Genomic DNA, 18,148 nt, shown 5'->3' with positions numbered 1-18,148 from the left:
CGTTTTTCCCAACAAGCAGATTCACAACAATTTTTAATCTTGTTGAGAATCGCTGCTGTTTGATAAATATTTGCCAGTAAAGATTTTTCTTCGCATTGAGCGGCATTCAGCCTGTCTCAGCAGGGTGTTGTGAAGATGATTTTGAACAAAAACTGTTACAATGTCCCGCTGATACTCATCGCGTAATGATTAAAGAAGGTATTTATGACTGATTTTGTCGATCACGATCCACAGGAAACTCAGGAATGGCTTGATGCACTCGAGTCTGTGATTGAGGCCGGTGGTGATGAAAAAGCGCACTATATCATTGAGAAACTCATTGATATGGCACGCCGCACCGGCATCAACCTGCCGTATAGCGCCAACACCGCCTACGTCAACACGATTCCGGTCGATCAGCAAGAACGCATCCCTGGCGATCAGGCGATGGAACATAAATTAAGATCGTATATCCGCTGGAATGCGATGGCGATGGTGGTTAAAGCCAATATGAAACCCGGATCTGTCGGTGGTCATATTGCCAGCTTCTCATCCGCCGCCACCCTGTACGACGTTGGCTTCAATCACTTCTTTAAAGGGGATGATTATGGCAACGGCTCCGATATGGTCTTCTTCCAGGGCCACTCGGCGCCCGGCATCTATGCCCGCTCTTTCCTGGAAGGTCGCCTGACCGAGGAGCAACTGGAAAACTTCCGTTTTGAAGTGGACGGCAATGGTCTGTCTTCTTACCCTCACCCCTGGCTGATGCCGGACTACTGGCAGTTCCCGACTGTATCAATGGGGCTGGGTCCGATTCTCGCCATCTACCAGGCGCGCTTCATGAAATACATGCAGCACCGTGAAATCGTCGCCACCGAAGGTCGCCATGTCTGGGCTTATCTGGGTGACGGTGAAATGGATGAGCCGGAGTCGCTGGGTGCGATCACGCTGGCGGGTCGTGAAAAACTCGACAACCTGATTTATGTTGTTAACTGTAACCTGCAGCGCCTTGATGGCCCGGTACGTGGTAACGGCAAAATCATTCAGGAACTGGAAGCCCTGTTCCGTGGTGCCGGCTGGAACGTCATCAAAGTGATCTGGGGCAGTGGCTGGGATCAACTGCTGGCCCGCGATACCAAAGGTCTGCTGCTCAAGCGCATGGAAGAAGTGGTCGATGGTGAATACCAGAACTACAAAGCCAAAGATGGTGCTTATGTGCGTAAGCATTTCTTCGGCAAATATCCTGAGCTGCTGGAAATGGTCTCCGATATGACCGACGAGGACATCTGGCACCTGTCTCGTGGTGGCCATGATCCTCGTAAGATCTATGCTGCTTACAAACGTGCTGTTGAGCATGAAGGACAGCCGACCGTTATTCTCGCGAAAACCGTAAAAGGTTACGGTATGGGCGAAGCTGGTGAAGGTCAGAACACCACGCACCAGCAGAAGAAACTCGAAATCGAACAGATGAAGCGTTTCCGTGACCGTTTCAATATTCCGGTTTCCGATGAAGACATTGATGAAATTCCGTTCATCAAGCTCAAAGATGACAGTCCTGAGAAAAAATATCTGCTGGAACGTCGTGAAGAATTGGGTGGTTTCCTGCCTAAACGCAATCACGATGCACCGGCACTGGAAATTCCTGAGCTGAAAACCTTTGATGCCGTACTGAAATCCAGTGGTGATCGCGAACTGTCTACCACCATGGCTTTTGTCCGCGTTCTCACCGCCCTGATTCGCGACAAGAAAATCGGCAAGAACATCGTGCCTATCGTACCGGATGAGGCCCGTACCTTTGGTATGGAAGGCCTGTTCCGCTCGATTGGCATCTACTCTTCATCCGGTCAGCGATATGAACCGGAAGATTCCGGTAAGGTCATGTGGTACCGCGAAGATACCAAAGGCCAGATCCTGGAAGAGGGTATCAACGAAGCCGGCTCCATGGCCGAGTGGGTGTCTGCGGCAACCGCTTATGCCAACTATGGCGTAAACATGGTGCCGTTCTACATCTATTACTCCATGTTCGGTTACCAGCGGGTCGGTGACCTGTGGTGGCTGGCCGGCGATATGCAGGCCAAAGGTTTCCTGATTGGCGGTACTGCCGGTCGTACTACCCTGAATGGTGAAGGTCTGCAGCATCAGGATGGTCATAACCTGCTGATGGCAAACGCGATTCCGAACTGTGTCAGCTACGACCCGACTTATGCCTATGAAATGGCGGTTATCGTACATAACGGTATGAAACGTATGTACGAGAAGCAGGAGAATGTTTTCTATTACATCACCGCGATGAACGAAAACTACCAGCACCCTGAAATGCCAAAAGGTGCCGAGGAAGGCATCATCAAAGGTATGTACAAACTCAGAGCGGGTGGTAAGCATAAGCTGAAAGCACAACTGCTGGGCAGCGGCACTATCCTGCGTGAAGTGGAAGCGGCTGCAGAACTGCTGGAAAAAGACTGGAAAGTGGCTGCCACCGTCTGGAGCGCGACCAGCATCAATGAGCTGACCCGTGACGGTCAGGAAGTTGATCGTTATAACCGCCTGCATCCGGGTGCTGACAAGAAACGCAGTTACGTGTCTGAATGCCTGGATGACGAGCCGGGTGTTGTGGTTGCTGCAACGGATTATATCCGCATCTATGCTGAGCAAATCCGCCCATGGGTTAAAGCGCCGTTTACTGTGCTGGGCACTGACGGCTTTGGCCGCAGCGACACCCGTGAGAAACTGCGTAGTTTCTTTGAAGTCGACCGCTATCACGTTGTCGTGGCTACCTTGAGCACGCTGGCAGAGCAGGGCGAAATCAAGCCTGAAGTTGTCGCTGATGCGATCAAGAAATACGACATCAAAGCGGATGCAATGAACCCGGTTAAGGCATAAACAATGGCAGATTTGATTGAAATTAAAGTACCCGATATTGGTGACTTCGAAGACGTTGAAATCATTGAAGTGCTGGTTGCCGAGGGCGACAGCATTGATGAAAACCAGGAAGTCATCACGGTAGAGTCTGATAAGGCGATGATGGAAATCCCGGCCGACAAGGGCGGGGTAATCAAGGAACTGAAAGTTTCCGTTGGTGACAGGGTCAGTGAAGGTACGGTGATTGCACTGGTTGAGGCCGCCGGTGGCGCTGCTGCAGAAGACAAGCAGGAAGAAAAGCCTGCTGAAGCGCCCAAAGCAGAAGAAAAACCTGCTGAGCCGAAAAAAGCAGAAGCGCCCAAGCAGGATCAGGCGCCGGCACCAACAACGGCAGAGGCGGGCAGTGTCTCCCAGGAGCCGCAGTTGAAGGATCCGATTCCTTATGCGCCTGATAACAAGTCCGGTATCCGCCGGGCCCATGCTTCACCATCGGTGCGTCGCTTTGCCCGGGAACTGGGTGTCGTTCTGACTTCAGTGACCGGTACCGGTCCTAAAGGCCGTATCACTAAAGAAGATGTGCAGGGTTATGTTAAGAATGCCCTGACCCAGCCAGCAGCGGCGCCTGCTCAGGGTGGCAGTGCCATCCCACCGGTACCGACCGTCAACTTTGAACAGTTCGGCGATATCGAGGCCCAGGAACTGTCACGTATCAAGAAGATTTCCGGCAAGCACTTGCATGCCTGCTGGCTCAATATTCCGCACGTGACCCAGTTTGATGAAGCCGATATTACTGAGCTGGAAGAATTCCGTCAGGAAAACAAACAGATGGCCAAAGATCGCGGCGTCAACCTGACCCCGCTGGTTTTCATCATGAAAGCCGTGGTCGCCTGTCTGAAAGCCTATCCGGAATTCAATGCCTCTTTGAGTGAAGACAAAGAAAGCCTGATTCTGAAGGAGTACTACAACATCGGGGTGGCGGTGGATACACCGAACGGTCTGATGGTGCCTGTCATCAAGGATGTCGATAAGAAAGGCTTTCTGGAACTGGCCGGTGAGCTGGGTGAAATCAGCCAGCGCGCCCGTGATGGTGCATTGAGCGCCAAAGACATGCAGGGTGGTACTTTCTCGATTTCCAGCCTGGGTGGTATCGGTGGTCAGTTTTTCACACCGATTGTGAATGCACCGGAGGTCGCCATTCTGGGCGTCAGCCGTCACAGCATGAAACCCGTCTGGAACGGTAAAGAGTTTGAGCCGCGTCTGATGCTGCCATTATCCATCTCCTACGATCACCGTGTGATTGACGGCGCTGCCGGTGCCCGTTTCACCGTGATGTTGAGCCAGATGTTGTCAGATATCAGGAAGGTATTACTATGAGTGTAATCGAGGTTAAAGTCCCCGATATCGGCGATTTTGACGCCGTTGAAATTATTGAAGTGCTGGTCAGCGAAGGTGAAGAGATCAGCGAAAATCAGGACATCATTACCCTGGAATCTGACAAGGCTGCGATGGAAATCCCTTCCACGGTGAGCGGCAAAGTCGCCAACCTGAAAGTCAGTGTCGGTGACAAAGTCAGTGAAGGCGATGTCATTCTGACTGTGGAAGTGGCCGAGTCTGAACAGTCTGATGAAGAACCAGCCGAAGCCAAACAGGAAAGCAAAACCGAGACTAAAACAGAATCCAAGCCGGCACCGACACCAGCCGCTGCGCCAGCAGGCGATGCTGATATGCATGCCGAAGTACTGGTACTGGGTTCAGGTCCTGGTGGTTACACGGCCGCATTCCGCGCCGCTGATTTAGGTAAAAACGTGGTGATGGTCGAGCGCCATCAGCGTATCGGTGGTGTCTGTCTTAACGTGGGTTGTATTCCGTCCAAGGCGCTGCTGCATACGGCACAGATCATCAATGAAGCCGATGAAATGGGCGGCCATGGTATTAAGTTCGGCAAGCCTGAAATAAACCTGAAAGAACTGGCCGGTTGGAAAGACAGTGTGGTCAAACAGCTGACCGGTGGTCTGCAGGGCCTCGCCAAACAACGTAAAGTCAGCATCGTCCACGGTGAAGGCAGCTTCACCAGCCCTAATACGCTGCAGGTGGAGGGTGAAAATGGCACTAAGACCATTTCATTCGAGAACTGCATTATTGCAGCCGGTTCACGTGTTACCAAGATCCCTGTTTTCCCGCACGATGACCCACGCATGATGGACTCCACCGATGCGCTGGAATTGGAAGATGTGCCAGAGAGACTACTGGTCATCGGCGGTGGCATTATTGGTATGGAAATGGCCACTGTCTATGACGCACTGGGTTCTAAAATTACCGTTGTCGAAATGCAGGACAGCCTGATTCCTGGTGCGGACAAGGATATCGTCAAACCGCTGCTGAAACGGGTTCAGGATAAATATGAAAATATTTTCCTCAGCACCAAAGTGGCGAGCATCGAACCACAGAAAAAAGGCCTCAAGGTCAAATTCGAGGGTAAAGATGCGCCGGAGGAAGATACTTTCGACAAGATCCTGGTGGCGGTGGGCCGTACTCCTAACGGCAAGTTGATCAATGCCGAAGCTGCCGGTGTTTCTGTCGATGACTGGGGTTTTATTGCCACCGATGGTCAGATGCGCACCAATGTGCCACACATCTTTGCGATTGGCGATATCGTCGGCCAGCCGATGCTCGCACATAAAGCCACCCATGAAGGCAAAGTGGCTGCTGAGGTGATTGCCGGACAGAAATCCGTGTTTGAACCAATGACCATTCCGTCAGTGGCTTATACCGATCCGGAAGTGGCCTGGATGGGCATCAGCGAAGATGAAGCCAAGAAGCAGGGCATCGACTACGTCAAGGGCGCCTTCCCCTGGGCAGCCAGTGGCCGTAGCCTCAGTCTCGGCCGTGACGAAGGCCTGACCAAAGCACTGTTCGAAAAAGAGACAGGTCGTCTGCTCGGTGCCGGTATTGTCGGACCGAATGCCGGTGAACTGATTGCTGAGGCCACGCTGGCGTTGGAAATGGGGGCAGATGCTGAAGATATCGGCCTGACCATCCATCCGCATCCGACCCTGTCGGAAACGCTGTGTTTTGCTGCCGAAATGGCAGAGGGCAGCATTACCGATTTGATGCCTCCGCGTAAAACCCTGCATTCCAAGTAATGCTGGATTTACCTGGCAGCCGCCAGAGCAGATGAAATCAGGGCATGCCTGCTTTACATGCAAGCATGCCCTTTTTTTGCGTGATATTCTCCCGTATTCATGGCCGTCAAAAAGCAACACACTCACACACTGAAACCGCCACTTAAATGGGCTGGAGGCAAACGCTGGTTAATACAGTATCTCCAGTATTACTGGCGTCAGCATAAAGAAAAGCGGCTGGTCGAGCCGTTCTGCGGTGGTCTGTCGGTGGCGCTGGGACTTAATCCCGAGCGCGCACTGCTCAATGATCTGAATCCGGCTCTGATTAATTTTTACCAGCATCTCAAACAGGGGCTGGTGATTGATATCGAGATGGTCAATAACGAGAAGGTTTATTACAAGAGTCGTGACACCTTTAACCGTCTCAATGGCGACCCGGCCTCGAAACTGATGGCCGCCCAGCTGTTTTATTATCTTAACCGTACCGGTTATAACGGCTTGTGCCGGTTTAATAAAAAGGGTGGTTATAACGTCCCGTTCGGTCGCTACAAAACCATCAACTATCAGGATGACTTCAGTCATTATCAGCCGGTGCTATCACAGTGGCAGTTCAGTAATGTCGACTTTGAACAACTGAAAGTGGCTGATGACGACTTTATCTATGCTGATCCACCCTACGACACACCGTTTCATCAATACTCTCAGCAGGGTTTTGACTGGGACGACCAGGAAAGGCTGGCTAAATGGCTCAGTCGCCATCCCGGGCCGGTGATCTTATCCAATCAGGCCACCGACAGAGTGCTCAAGCTCTACCGCAAGCTGGGTTTTCGTCTCCGCTTTCTCGATGCGCCCAGGCTCATCAGCTGCAAAGGTAATGAGCGTCAGGCAGTGAAAGAAGTGCTTGCGCTGAAGGGACTTTGATACAATAGCGCCTCATTTTTTATTCAAGAAACGCGCCGGTTGACCGCTAACTGTGGTTACAGGAAAAGGGTAGCCGGGCCTCAATTTACAGGAATCATTTTTGCCCATGTCTAAGATTAATAAAGTCGTGCTGGCCTACTCAGGAGGCCTTGATACTTCAGTTATTTTGAAATGGCTGCAGGATAAATATGACGCCGAGGTAGTGACCTTTACTGCCGATCTGGGACAAGGTGAAGAAGTCGAGCCGGCCCGTGCCAAGGCCAAGTCGCTGGGCATCAAGGAAATCTTTATTGAAGACCTGCGTGAAGAATTCGCCCGCGATTATGTTTTTCCGATGTTTCGTGCCAATGCCATTTACGAAGGTGAGTACCTGCTGGGTACTTCCATTGCCCGGCCTTTGATTGCCAAACGGCTGGTAGAGATCGCCAGCGAGACAGGCGCCGAAGCCGTCTCTCACGGTGCCACCGGTAAAGGTAATGACCAGGTGCGTTTCGAATTGGGTGCCTATGCGCTGAAGCCTGGCATCAAAGTCATTGCCCCTTGGCGTGAATGGGATCTGCTGTCGCGTCAGAAACTGCTGGATTATGCAGAACAGCATGGCATACCGGTGGAAATGAAGCAGGGCAAGAAATCGCCCTATTCGATGGATGCCAACCTGCTGCATATCTCCTATGAGGGCGGCATTCTGGAAGACCCATGGGCCGAACCGGAAGAATCCATGTGGCGCTGGTCAGTATCACCGGAAAATGCGCCGGATGAGCCGACTTATCTGGAACTGACCTATGAGCAGGGTGATATCGTCGCCATCAACGGGGAACGGATGACACCGGCTACCGTGATGAGCTACTTGAATAAAGTCGCCGGTGACAATGGTATCGGCCGTCTGGATATCGTCGAAAACCGTTATGTCGGTATGAAGTCCCGCGGCTGTTATGAAACGCCGGCCGGTACCGTCATGCTGAAAGCACACCGTGCGATTGAATCGCTGACACTGGATCGTGAAGTCGCTCACCTGAAAGATGAGCTGATGCCACGATATGCGCAGATGATTTACAACGGATACTGGTGGGCACCGGAACGGGTGATGATGCAGTCAATGATTGATGAGTCGCAAAAAACCGTAAACGGTGTGGTCAGAGTCAAGCTCTACAAAGGCAATGTGATCGTGGTTGGCCGAGCGTCTGAAACAGACAGCCTGTTCGACGAATCGATTGCGACCTTTGAAGATGATGCCGGTGCTTATGATCAGAAAGATGCGGAAGGCTTCATTAAACTGAATGCACTGCGTCTGAAAATCGCCGGCAACAAAAAACGTTAAGCACAGAGTCGAGGTAAGGCTGGATGGACTACAACGAGTTATCAGACAAAGCTGCTGAATACATGCGGCTGGCATTGCCACTGATGCGTAAGCACGGTGTGCCAATGACACCTGATAATTACGCGGTCTGGTACGAGCATGTGTCAGGCGCCAACGCGAAGTTGTCTGAACAAATCCAGTCTATGCTGGCGGTCAATCCCGAGCTCAGTCAGGCGCAGTGCAAGGCACTGCATGATCAGTTTTTCAACCTGGAAAAAGATCGGCAGGAAGTGATTGAACTGCGTCTGGAGCTGGCCCGGTTACTACGCGAGGTGGTCAACTTTGTCTGCAGCAGTGTGGCGCATAATGACAAGGTCAATCAGCACCTGAATACGTTAATGGCCAAAGTCAACCGGGACATGACGCCGCAGCAGATTCATGAGATTGTCGATGAAATCCTGAATGAAACCCGAATGGCCATCAATAACGGGGAACTGCTTACTGAGCGCCTCAACACAGCGATGGTCGAGGTCAACAAGCTTAAGAAAGAACTGGAAGTCACCAAGCGTGAGGCCAAGACCGATACCCTTACCGGTTTAGCCAATCGCAAAGCTTTTGATGATCTGGTGGCTAAGGTCACCGATGATGCCGACAGTAGTGGGCTCGATGTCTGTTTGTTGTTCTGTGACCTGGATAACTTCAAGGAGATCAACGATCAGCATGGGCATCTGGTCGGTGATCAGGTACTGAAGGTGATTGCCAATTCACTGAGGGACAGCGTCAAAGGGCGCGATCTTGTCGCACGCTACGGTGGTGAAGAGTTTTCGATTATTCTACTCAATACCAGTCTGCAGAATGCCAAGACCGTCGCCGACAATATTCGTCAGGAAATCGCATCCAAACGTATTCAGCGTAAAGACACTCATGAATCACTGGGTCAGATCACGATTTCCTTCGGCGTGGCGCGCTATGTGCCGACTGAAGGTGTCGAGAGCTTCATGCAACGCGCCGATCGGGCACTGTATATGTCTAAACGCAAAGGGCGCAACTGCGTTTCAGAAGCGCCGCCGCCGATAATCTAGGCCTTATTGTCTTTACCCGGGAAGTGATCGGTAAAAAGCACTTCCTCCAGCGGCAGTTGGCCGGCACGCGGTTTGGCATCCTGCAGTTTCTTACCAATCGTAATCATCATCACGATAATGTGGTCGTGGGGCAGGTTAATGATTCTCGCCACCTTATCAAAGTCAAAGCCATCCATCGGGCAGGAGTCATAACCCAATTCCCGTGCCATCAGCATAATATTGGTCGCGGCGATACCGGCTGAGCGGATACACTCATCACGCATGCCCTGATGGTGGTTAGTGTAGTAGTTCTCGATGGCCGGCAGCATAAAGTCCTGCACTTCCTTGGGGGCATTGCGCCAGTAGCGCTGTGGGTCTTTCTCCCAGGCATTGAGGTCGGCACAAAGTACCAGCAGCATCGAAGCATCTGTCACCTGTGACTGGCCCCAGCTGGCAATTTTTATCTGCTCACGCATGTCCTTGTCGACCACGTTGACGAATCGCCAGTGCTGGATATTAAACGCCGTCGGTGACAGGATCGCATGTTCCATCAGTTCCTGAACTTCAGCATTACTCATCTCATGCTCAGGGTCGTAGTGTTTCACAGACCGTCGGCTGACGATCGCTTCTTTCACATTCATATTCGCTCTTGCTTAATTGGATAATTCGATTTTCAGATACAAAATTTGATTCTGTTCGCCGTGACTGCGGTAGTAGGTGACGCCGTCACGTTCACGCTCGGCGTTTTCTGTGATACGGCCTATTTCCAGCCAGTCACCGGTTTGACCCACGACCGTGGTGATCACTTCACTGTTGCGAATGTCGCCATCGACCCGCGATAGCTTACTGAAGAAAGGATGTATTTCAACCCGGACCTGACCGTCGGGCAACAGCGTGGGTACAGCCTGGAAACCGTTACTCGTGCTGATGTAGCGTGTTTCATTGGCGACAGCGACACCCCGCGGACCGATGAAAACCAGTTGTTGCTGCTGAGGCACATCCTCGCCCAGGGAAATCGACACCGGCTGACCACTCAGTGTGCGGGCCCGATAGCGTTGATCACGGTCATCACGTCCCTGAGTGGACCAGCGCTTGATACCTACTGAGGCGTTGATATCCTCACCAGCCTCAACTTCAACCCGGTTGCTGCTGCCGCGTTGTTGCGATAAATCTTCTGTACTTCGGGTCACAGTGACGATGAGGCTTTGCTGTGGTTTATCCAGTTTGTCCAGAATCTGCTGCACATTAGCCAGTGTGGCCCGGTCTGATTTCAGTATCAGTATATTGTCATAAGCGGTGATTGTGGCATCGTCGGGCAGGAATGCTTCTACCTGAGGTAGCACCTCAGATGCCAGTCGATGTTTTAAATTGATGGTGTGGATTTGTGTTTCAGCATAAGCCGACAACGATAACAGCAGTGCGCTCACTAACAGAGAGAGTCTCATAGGTTCAGCCGCCTGGTATTGATATCGGGTTTACTCTGATTCCAGATTTCTTCAAATTCTTGCTGCATTTGTTTGACTGCGGCCGGAGCCTGCACTTCAGACCTTCCCTGATAACGATCGGCAACCGGACAAAACAGATAGGAACGGCCATCTACCAGCAGATATTGCTGACGCAGATCACGGTGTTTGTGACTACTGAGATGGATGGCGATGGAACTGGTCAGTTTCTGCGCCAGTGGTAGAAGGCGATGGCTATTAACCACATTCTTCTGCGTGTCATGAACGACGATGCGGATTCGGGTACGGGGACTGCGGCGAGCGAACTCACTGAGTGCTGCCGCTGCCGCGTCATTATCAAAGAAAACCGGATCAATGATGGGACCGAAAAAACAGATCTCATGGCGGGCCTCGTTGATGAGGTCCAGTGCCAGCCTGGCAGCCTGATCCCGACTGTCGAAGTGCAACAGGGTGTTATTTTCGGCAGTCGGCATATGTTCAGTCATGATTATCCGTTTCTGGCTTGTTCCGCAGCATTACCGAGGTAGGTGGCCGGTGTCATTGCCTTGAGACTGGCTTTGGCTTGTTCCGGTAACTCCAGGCCATCAATGAAATCCTGCATGATTTCTCTGTTAACACGTTGACCACGAGTCAGCTCTTTGAGTTTCTCGTAGGGGTTCTCAATGCCGTAACGGCGCATCACGGTTTGAATCGGCTCTGCCAGCAGTTCCCAATTCGCATCCAGATCGGCAGCCATAACATCCGGTGCCGGTTCCAGCTTACCGATTCCTTTGAGTGCCGAGCTGTAGGAGAGCAGGGAGTGGGCAAAGCCGACGCCCAGGTTTCGCAGTACAGTGGAGTCGGTCAGATCACGTTGCCAGCGGGAGATCGGCAGTTTCAGCGCCAGGTGATCAAACACGGCATTGGCAATACCGAGATTGCCTTCTGCATTTTCAAAATCAATTGGATTGACCTTGTGCGGCATGGTGGAGGAGCCGATCTCGCCTTTGACGGTTTTTTGTTTGAAATAACCGATTGAGATGTAGCTCCAGACGTCACGACAGAAGTCGATAAGTACGGTGTTGAAACGAATCATTGCCTGGAACAGTTCGGCCACGTAGTCATGCGGCTCAATCTGTGTGGTGTATTGATTCCAGCGCAGACCCAGACCGGTCACAAAAGCATGCGCCATCATTGGCCAGTCTACCTCGGGATAGGCGGCGTAGTGGGCATTGTAGTTACCCACCGCACCGTTCATTTTGCCGTAGAGCAGCACCGCAGCGACGTGAGTGCGTTGCAGTTCCAGTCGCTGAACCACGTTGGCCAGCTCCTTACCCAGTGTCGTCGGAGAGGCCGGTTGACCATGGGTGCGTGACATCATCGGGGTATCGACATGCTGCTGTGCCAGCTTGCGAACGGCGGCAATGATATTGTCCATTTCCGGCAGAATGACCTGTTCACGGGCATTTTTCAGCATGATGCCGTAAGCGGTGTTGTTGATGTCTTCCGAGGTACAGGCAAAGTGTACGAACTCACTGACCGCATGCAGTTCTGGATTGGCTTTGAATTTTTTCTTGATGAAGTATTCAACCGCTTTAACATCGTGATTGGTGGTGCGCTCGATATCTTTGATCTCTTGCGCATCTGCGACCGAGAAGTTGGCAATCATGTCATTGATAAAGGATTCCGCCTCGCTGCTCAGCTTGGGGACTTCCTGAATCTCCGCATTATTGCCGAGCAGATGCAGCCAGCGCAGTTCGACTTCGACGCGGGCACGCATCAGGCCATATTCACTAAAAAACGGGCGCAGGGCTTCGGTTTTGGAAGCATAACGACCATCAACCGGCGAAATCGCGGTTAAAGCAGTTAAATCCATGAATACTCCGATGAAACTGTGTTAATTGGATTAGATAGAAAAGTGAACGAAATTATATCAGAGTTCGCGGTCTCCAGATGCTTTCAGGTAAAATGCCTGCATCTGAATTTGGAAACTTTTGGGGTGACTATCTGTGCTGACTGAATATCAATCACATGTTGAGGAACGGGCCCAGCAGGGGCTGCCACCATTACCGCTTGATGCTGAACAGGTTTCCAGCCTGATTGAAGCGCTCAAGGCCGGTGATGAGAACAGCGAAACCTTGCTAGATTTACTGATTCACCGCGTCCCGCCCGGTGTTGATCAGTCCGCCTACGTCAAAGCCGGTTTTCTCACCGACATTGCCAAGGGCAATACCCAATGCGATTTGATTACGCCGGTCCGTGCTACTGAACTGTTGGGTACCATGATGGGCGGCTATAACGTTCAGTCTCTGATAGAACTGCTGGATATTGAAGAGACTGCGCCAGCCGCTGAGAAAGCGTTATGCAGAACCCTGATGGTCTACGATGCCTACCATGATGTGGTGGAAAAAGCGGACAGCAATGAATACGCAAAACGTGTACTGCAGTCCTGGGCTGAAGCTGAATGGTTCACGTCACGACCCAAGTTGGAAGATAAGATTACCCTGACCGTGTTCAAAGTGCCGGGTGAGACCAATACCGATGATTTGTCCCCGGCGACCGAAGCCTGGAGCCGTCCGGATATCCCGTTGCATGCCAAAGCCATGCTACAGAGCAAGATGGATGATCCGATTGCTGCCATTGAAAAGTTGAAGGAAAAAGGCTACCCGCTGGCACTGGTTGGTGATGTGGTCGGTACCGGTTCATCTCGTAAATCCGCGATTAACTCGGTGCTCTGGCATATGGGACATGATGTGCCTTACGTGCCTAACAAGCGCCAGGGCGGGGTGATTCTCGGCAATAACATTGCCCCCATTTTCTTCAATACCGCCGAAGATTCCGGTGCCATGCCCATTGAGTGTGATGTCCAGCATATGGAAAGCGGTGATGTCATCACCATCTACCCTTACGAGGGCAAAATCGTCAACGAAGCCGGTGAGACGATCAGTGAGTTCACCATGCGTCCGACTACACTGGCTGATGAAGTCCGTGCCGGTGGCCGCATCCCACTGATTATCGGTCGGGGCCTGACAGACAAAGCCCGTGAAACGCTGGGCCTGGAGCCATCTGATATTTTTGTCCGTCCGGTTGACCCGGTCGATACCGGCAAAGGCTTCACCCTGGCGCAGAAAATGGTCGGTCGGGCCTGTGGTGTCGAAGGTGTCCGTCCCAACACATACTGCGAACCCAAAGTCACCACAGTCGGTTCTCAGGATACCACCGGTGCGATGACCCGTGATGAGTTGAAAGAACTCTCCTGTCTCGGTTTCTCTGCCGATCTGGTGATGCAGTCTTTCTGTCACACGGCTGCCTACCCGAAGCCGGTGGATATCAAGCTGCAACACGAACTGCCTGACTTTATCAGTACCCGTGGCGGTGTATCGCTGCGTCCGGGTGACGGCATTATTCACTCATGGCTTAACCGGATGATCCTGCCTGATACAGTCGGCACCGGTGGTGACTCGCACACCCGTTTCCCGATCGGTATCAGCTTCCCGGCTGGTTCCGGCCTGGTCGCATTTGGTGCCGCACTGGGGGTGATGCCACTGGATATGCCGGAGTCGGTTCTGGTTCGTTTCAAAGGCGAAATGCAGCCTGGTATCACTTTGCGTGATCTGGTGAATGCCATTCCTTATGCTGCGATTCAGCAGGGTCTGCTGACCGTTGAGAAGAAAGGCAAGAAAAATATCTTTAACGGCCGCGTACTGGAAATTGAAGGTCTGCCGGATCTGAAAGTCGAGCAGGCGTTCGAACTGTCTGATGCCTCAGCAGAACGCAGTGCCAATGGCTGTACCGTGCGACTCAACAAAGAGCCGATTATCGAGTTCCTTAACTCCAATATTTCATTGATGGAATGGATGATTGCTGAAGGCTATCAGGATGCCCGTACGCTGCAACGTCGGATCGATTCAATGCGAGAATGGCTGGCAAATCCGGAATTGATGGAAGCGGATGCTGATGCCGAATACGCCGCGGTGATTGATATCGACCTCAATGAAATCACTGAACCACTGTTGGCCTGCCCGAACGATCCGGACGATATCAAGCCGCTGTCGGCAGTGCAGGACACGCCGGTGGATGAGGTGTTTATCGGTTCCTGTATGACCAATATCGGACATTATCGTGCCGCCAGTAAGGTACTGGAAAACATGAAGAGCCTGCCGGTCAAGTTGTGGATTGCACCTCCGACCAAAATGGACAAGCATCAGCTGACCGAAGAGGGCGTTTACAGCACTTTCGGTCGGGTTGGTGCCCGGACGGAAACGCCGGGGTGTTCGTTGTGCATGGGTAACCAGGCCCGGGTTGCTGACGGCGCGACTGTGGTGTCGACCTCAACGCGTAACTTCCCGAACCGTCTGGGTAACAATGCGGATGTATTCCTGGCTTCAGCAGAGCTGTCTGCTGTGGTGGCCAGCTTGGGTAAAATCCCGACGGTGGCGGAATATCTGCAAGCGGTAGCTGGCATCAAACCCATGGCGGCGGAAATCTACCGTTATCTCAACTTCAACGAACTGGATGAGTATCGTCAGGTAGCAAGCTGATCCGGGTTAATACACCAAAACAAAAAAGGCTGTTTTCCTGACGGAAAACAGCCTTTTTTTATAAGCGAAAATCGCCACGCTCAGTTTCGATCAGTCGTTGGCAATAGCGTTTAATTCAGCAGGCGGCGTAAAGCTCCTGAGCCGCTTCCAGGATCTTGCTACTCTGGAACAGAAACTGCCAGCGGCGACCGCCTTTCTGGCGCCATAAAACTGCGGCGCGGATACCACTGAGCAGCAGAGCCCGGACTTTATTGACGTTATCCGGTTGCTGCAGGTAATTGGGATCGCCATAAACCTGGATCTGGGGTTTCACCTGGCTTAAGGTTCGGTGATAAATATCAGCAAAACGGGCGATGACCTGCGGTGCCATAATCTCTCCGAAATATTCAATCTGCTGAGGCACCTGTTCCAGTTCCAGGCCGATGGTGTCCATCATTTTAGGGTTTTTGGCCAGTTGGCGTTCCAGATGCAACAGACTGATGACATAACGCAGCAATACGACATCTTTTTGTTGTTTCTTTTTCGAAAGCTGCTGATTCAGCTCACGCAGACCCGGGCGAAGACTGCCAATACCACCGAACACGGCCTCGGTAGTCGGGGCTTCTTCAACCAGCAGGCTCTGTAACAGGGTTTCGATATCGGTGGCACTGGCCTGACCACTCTCGGCAATATGCTGCACCAGCATCGCTGACTGCACGACAGCGGCAAGCGCGATGGTTCGGTCACGTTGGCGTTCAGAGATACTCATGGATGCACCCCGGGCGCATCGGTGGAAACAATAATCCCGCCACCCAGGCAGTCATCACCCTGATAGAACACCACGGACTGACCCGGCGTCACCGCGCGCTGTTTATCATCAAATTCGACATGAATCAGGCCGTTTTCATCCTGGCTAATGGTGCAGGGCTGATCGGGCTGGCGATAGCGGGTTTTGGCGGCAGCGCGGCAGGGAAAGGCAGGGGCTTCACCCATCACCCAGGATAATTGTTCTGCTTTCAGGCTCTGACTCCATAGCCAGGGATGATCGCCCTGGACGACATAGAGCGTTCGGCTATCCATATCTTTACCAGCTACAAACCAGGGCTCGCCGGTGCTGTTCTTGCGACCACCAATGCCGAGGCCCTGACGCTGGCCCAGTGTGTAATACATCAGGCCGGCATGTTCACCGATATATTCACCCTCTGGGGTGCGCATCTCGCCGGGCTGGGCAGGGATATAACGACTGAGGAACTCGCGGAACTGGCGTTCACCGATGAAGCAGATACCGGTGCTGTCTTTTTTGTCGTGGTTGATAAAGCCGGCTTTTTCGGCGATTTCCCTGACTTCAGTTTTAGGTAGTTCGCCCAGGGGGAAGAGGGTGCGTGACAACTGTTCCTGCCCCAGCGTGTAGAGAAAATAGCTCTGGTCTTTCTTATTGTCTTTACCTTTGAGCAAGTGGAATTTGCCGTCGCGTTCCTGAACGCGCGCATAGTGACCGGTCGCAATCAGCACCCCGCCCAGTTCCATCGCATGATCGAGAAAGGCTTTGAATTTGATTTCCCGGTTGCACAGAATATCCGGGTTCGGCGTGCGGCCGGCACGGTATTCATCGAGAAAATGTTTGAACACATAGTCCCAGTATTCCATCGCGAAATTGGCTTCATGAAAGTCAATACCGACGGTGTCGGCGACGGACATCGCATCCTTGCGGTCTTCCTCAATCGTGCACTCACTTTCATCGGCAAAGTCGACCCAGTTTTTCATAAACAGGCCTTCGACTTTGTCATGTTGCTGTTTGAGCAGCAGCGCTGCGACGGAAGAATCGACCCCGCCGGAGAGGCCGACGACTACTTTTTTCTTTTCTGCCATAGTCAGTTACGTAATAAACTCAATGAATAGCGATGACCCGCCAGATAATCTTCAAAGCATTGCAAAACCAGCGGGCTGCGGTGCTGCGCCTGTCTGGCCCTGATATCATCCAGTGACAACCAGAGCGCGCGATGAATATCACCATCAAGCGGCTGTTCCGGATCATGTTGTGTCACCCGGCCGGAAAAACAATAGCGGATATAGGTGTCTTTTTTGACCGGATGCACCCAACGATAGATACCGACCAGTGATTCGGGTTCAAACTGCCAGGCGGTTTCTTCCTGGGTTTCACGAATGACGGCGTCAATCAGGCTTTCGTCTGGCTCGAGATGACCGGCGGGTTGATTGAGTGTCATTTTGCCGTTGATTTCTTCTTCGACCAGTAGGAACTGGTTGTTGCGCTCGACGACGGCGGCGACGGTGGTTCTTGGTTTCCAAATCATCACGCCATTTTATCACGTCTCTTTCATCAAGGGCTCGCCATTGTCCCGGTTGCAGTTCCCCTATCTGCCAGGGACCGATTGCTGAACGTATCAGCCTCAATGTCGGGTGGCCGACCGCGGCGGTCATGCGCCGGACCTGTCGATTGCGGCCTTCTCGGATGGTCAGTGCCAGCCATTGGGTCGGGATGTGTTTTCGCTCTCTGATCGGTGGTTGACGCGGCCAGATGTCAGGGGCATCAATCAGTTCAACTTCTGCGGGCAGCGTCTGCCCATCTTTCAGCATGATACCTTCCCGCAACTGCTGTAATGCTGTTGCATCGGGAATCGCTTCGACCTGAACCCAGTAAGTTTTTGCCAGTTTGAAACGGGGGTTGGCAATCAGTTGTTGCAGTACGCCGTCATCAGTGAGCAGAAGCAGTCCTTCGCTGTCGCGATCCAGACGACCGGCGGGATAGACGCCGGCGACATCAATGTAATCTTTGAGTGTCTGTCGACCCTCGTTGTCAGTGAACTGGGTCAGGACGTCAAAAGGCTTGTTAAATAAAAGCAGTCTGCTCATATTATGTGCTTGTCTGGTATTGATGTTAGAATGCCCGCCTTTCAGCGTGACAACAGGTTTTGTTGTGGCGTTTGAG

15 protein-coding genes are annotated in these 18,148 nt (G+C 52.3%); 7 read left to right on the top strand and 8 right to left on the bottom strand.

Annotated elements, in window-relative coordinates; translation table 11 throughout:
* Positions 1 to 204: 204 nt before the first annotated feature.
* From aceE to OMQ46_RS03310, 6 genes are all read left to right on the top strand, one after another.
* On the top strand, positions 205 to 2,859 hold the full coding sequence (gene aceE / locus OMQ46_RS03335; RefSeq protein WP_266235838.1) for a pyruvate dehydrogenase (acetyl-transferring), homodimeric type: 2,655 nt from the start codon (positions 205 to 207) through the stop codon (positions 2,857 to 2,859).
* A 3-nt stretch (positions 2,860 to 2,862) separates the two neighbouring features.
* Positions 2,863 to 4,212 carry a dihydrolipoyllysine-residue acetyltransferase gene (locus tag OMQ46_RS03330; RefSeq protein WP_266235837.1) on the top strand — a complete coding sequence of 450 codons (1,350 nt, stop codon included), beginning with the start codon at positions 2,863 to 2,865 and terminating at the stop codon, positions 4,210 to 4,212.
* Positions 4,209 to 5,981 (top strand): dihydrolipoyl dehydrogenase, encoded by a 1,773-nt coding sequence (gene lpdA / locus OMQ46_RS03325; RefSeq protein WP_266235836.1) that lies wholly within the window; start codon positions 4,209 to 4,211, stop codon positions 5,979 to 5,981. The genes OMQ46_RS03330 and lpdA overlap by 4 nt, the downstream gene beginning before the upstream one ends.
* A gap of 99 nt (positions 5,982 to 6,080) precedes the next feature.
* Positions 6,081 to 6,881 (top strand): DNA adenine methylase, encoded by an 801-nt coding sequence (locus OMQ46_RS03320; protein ID WP_266235835.1) that lies wholly within the window; start codon positions 6,081 to 6,083, stop codon positions 6,879 to 6,881.
* Positions 6,882 to 6,987: 106 nt separating this feature from the next.
* Positions 6,988 to 8,199: an argininosuccinate synthase gene (locus OMQ46_RS03315; RefSeq protein ID WP_266235834.1), complete on the top strand. Its 1,212-nt coding sequence runs from the start codon at positions 6,988 to 6,990 to the stop codon at positions 8,197 to 8,199.
* 23 nt (positions 8,200 to 8,222) lie between these two features.
* Positions 8,223 to 9,260 carry a GGDEF domain-containing protein gene (locus tag OMQ46_RS03310; protein WP_266235833.1) on the top strand — a complete coding sequence of 346 codons (1,038 nt, stop codon included), beginning with the start codon at positions 8,223 to 8,225 and terminating at the stop codon, positions 9,258 to 9,260.
* Here OMQ46_RS03310 and OMQ46_RS03305 read toward each other — a convergent pair.
* Genes OMQ46_RS03305 through purB form a run of 4 tightly spaced genes read right to left on the bottom strand, consistent with a single transcriptional unit; the run spans position 9,257 to position 12,557 of the window.
* Positions 9,257 to 9,880 carry a nitroreductase family protein gene (locus tag OMQ46_RS03305; RefSeq protein ID WP_266235831.1) on the bottom strand — a complete coding sequence of 208 codons (624 nt, stop codon included), beginning with the start codon at positions 9,878 to 9,880 and terminating at the stop codon, positions 9,257 to 9,259. The genes OMQ46_RS03310 and OMQ46_RS03305 overlap by 4 nt on opposite strands.
* Positions 9,881 to 9,892: 12 nt before the next feature.
* Entirely contained in the window at positions 9,893 to 10,684 is a 792-nt protein-coding gene (locus OMQ46_RS03300; protein WP_266235829.1) for a secretin N-terminal domain-containing protein, read from the bottom strand.
* Positions 10,681 to 11,187, bottom strand: a complete 507-nt coding sequence (locus OMQ46_RS03295; RefSeq protein WP_266235827.1) for a hypothetical protein — start codon at positions 11,185 to 11,187, stop codon at positions 10,681 to 10,683. The genes OMQ46_RS03300 and OMQ46_RS03295 overlap by 4 nt, the downstream gene beginning before the upstream one ends.
* Positions 11,188 to 11,189: 2 nt before the next feature.
* Complete coding sequence (gene purB / locus OMQ46_RS03290) at positions 11,190 to 12,557, bottom strand: adenylosuccinate lyase (protein WP_266235826.1); 1,368 nt, start codon at positions 12,555 to 12,557, stop codon at positions 11,190 to 11,192.
* Positions 12,558 to 12,690: 133 nt separating this feature from the next.
* Here purB and acnB point away from each other — a divergent pair, with 133 nt between their 5' ends.
* Complete coding sequence (gene acnB, locus OMQ46_RS03285; RefSeq protein WP_266235825.1) at positions 12,691 to 15,222, top strand: bifunctional aconitate hydratase 2/2-methylisocitrate dehydratase; 2,532 nt, start codon at positions 12,691 to 12,693, stop codon at positions 15,220 to 15,222.
* A 115-nt stretch (positions 15,223 to 15,337) separates the two neighbouring features.
* Here acnB and hflD read toward each other — a convergent pair whose 3' ends face one another.
* From hflD to OMQ46_RS03265, 4 genes are read right to left on the bottom strand one after another with little or no spacing between them, the layout of a single operon-like run.
* Positions 15,338 to 15,970 (bottom strand): high frequency lysogenization protein HflD, encoded by a 633-nt coding sequence (gene hflD / locus OMQ46_RS03280; RefSeq protein ID WP_266235823.1) that lies wholly within the window; start codon positions 15,968 to 15,970, stop codon positions 15,338 to 15,340.
* Positions 15,967 to 17,070 carry a tRNA 2-thiouridine(34) synthase MnmA gene (mnmA, locus tag OMQ46_RS03275; RefSeq protein ID WP_266235821.1) on the bottom strand — a complete coding sequence of 368 codons (1,104 nt, stop codon included), beginning with the start codon at positions 17,068 to 17,070 and terminating at the stop codon, positions 15,967 to 15,969. The genes hflD and mnmA overlap by 4 nt, the downstream gene beginning before the upstream one ends.
* A gap of 2 nt (positions 17,071 to 17,072) precedes the next feature.
* Positions 17,073 to 17,453, bottom strand: coding sequence for an NUDIX hydrolase (locus OMQ46_RS03270; protein ID WP_266235940.1), 381 nt, complete (start codon positions 17,451 to 17,453; stop codon positions 17,073 to 17,075).
* A complete protein-coding gene (locus tag OMQ46_RS03265) occupies positions 17,374 to 18,072 on the bottom strand; it encodes a pseudouridine synthase (RefSeq protein ID WP_266235819.1) in 699 nt (232 codons plus the stop codon). Before OMQ46_RS03265 ends, OMQ46_RS03270 begins: the two co-directional genes overlap by 80 nt.
* Positions 18,073 to 18,148 lie beyond the last annotated feature (76 nt).

This window comes from Methylophaga sp. OBS1, from assembly GCF_026319365.1.
Note: the sequence above shows the minus strand (reverse complement) of the source record. Positions and strands in the feature narration are given on the sequence as shown.

Coding starts and splice junctions, on each gene's coding strand:
- OMQ46_RS03265 (WP_266235819.1), bottom strand. CDS start 18,072: ATGAGCAGACTGCTTTTATTTAACAAGCCTTTTGACGTCCTGACCCAG.
- OMQ46_RS03320 (WP_266235835.1), top strand. CDS start 6,081: ATGGCCGTCAAAAAGCAACACACTCACACACTGAAACCGCCACTTAAA.
- aceE (WP_266235838.1), top strand. CDS start 205: ATGACTGATTTTGTCGATCACGATCCACAGGAAACTCAGGAATGGCTT.
- purB (WP_266235826.1), bottom strand. CDS start 12,557: ATGGATTTAACTGCTTTAACCGCGATTTCGCCGGTTGATGGTCGTTAT.
- OMQ46_RS03330 (WP_266235837.1), top strand. CDS start 2,863: ATGGCAGATTTGATTGAAATTAAAGTACCCGATATTGGTGACTTCGAA.
- hflD (WP_266235823.1), bottom strand. CDS start 15,970: ATGAGTATCTCTGAACGCCAACGTGACCGAACCATCGCGCTTGCCGCT.
- mnmA (WP_266235821.1), bottom strand. CDS start 17,070: ATGGCAGAAAAGAAAAAAGTAGTCGTCGGCCTCTCCGGCGGGGTCGAT.
- OMQ46_RS03295 (WP_266235827.1), bottom strand. CDS start 11,187: ATGACTGAACATATGCCGACTGCCGAAAATAACACCCTGTTGCACTTC.
- OMQ46_RS03300 (WP_266235829.1), bottom strand. CDS start 10,684: ATGAGACTCTCTCTGTTAGTGAGCGCACTGCTGTTATCGTTGTCGGCT.
- OMQ46_RS03305 (WP_266235831.1), bottom strand. CDS start 9,880: ATGAATGTGAAAGAAGCGATCGTCAGCCGACGGTCTGTGAAACACTAC.
- lpdA (WP_266235836.1), top strand. CDS start 4,209: ATGAGTGTAATCGAGGTTAAAGTCCCCGATATCGGCGATTTTGACGCC.
- OMQ46_RS03315 (WP_266235834.1), top strand. CDS start 6,988: ATGTCTAAGATTAATAAAGTCGTGCTGGCCTACTCAGGAGGCCTTGAT.
- OMQ46_RS03310 (WP_266235833.1), top strand. CDS start 8,223: ATGGACTACAACGAGTTATCAGACAAAGCTGCTGAATACATGCGGCTG.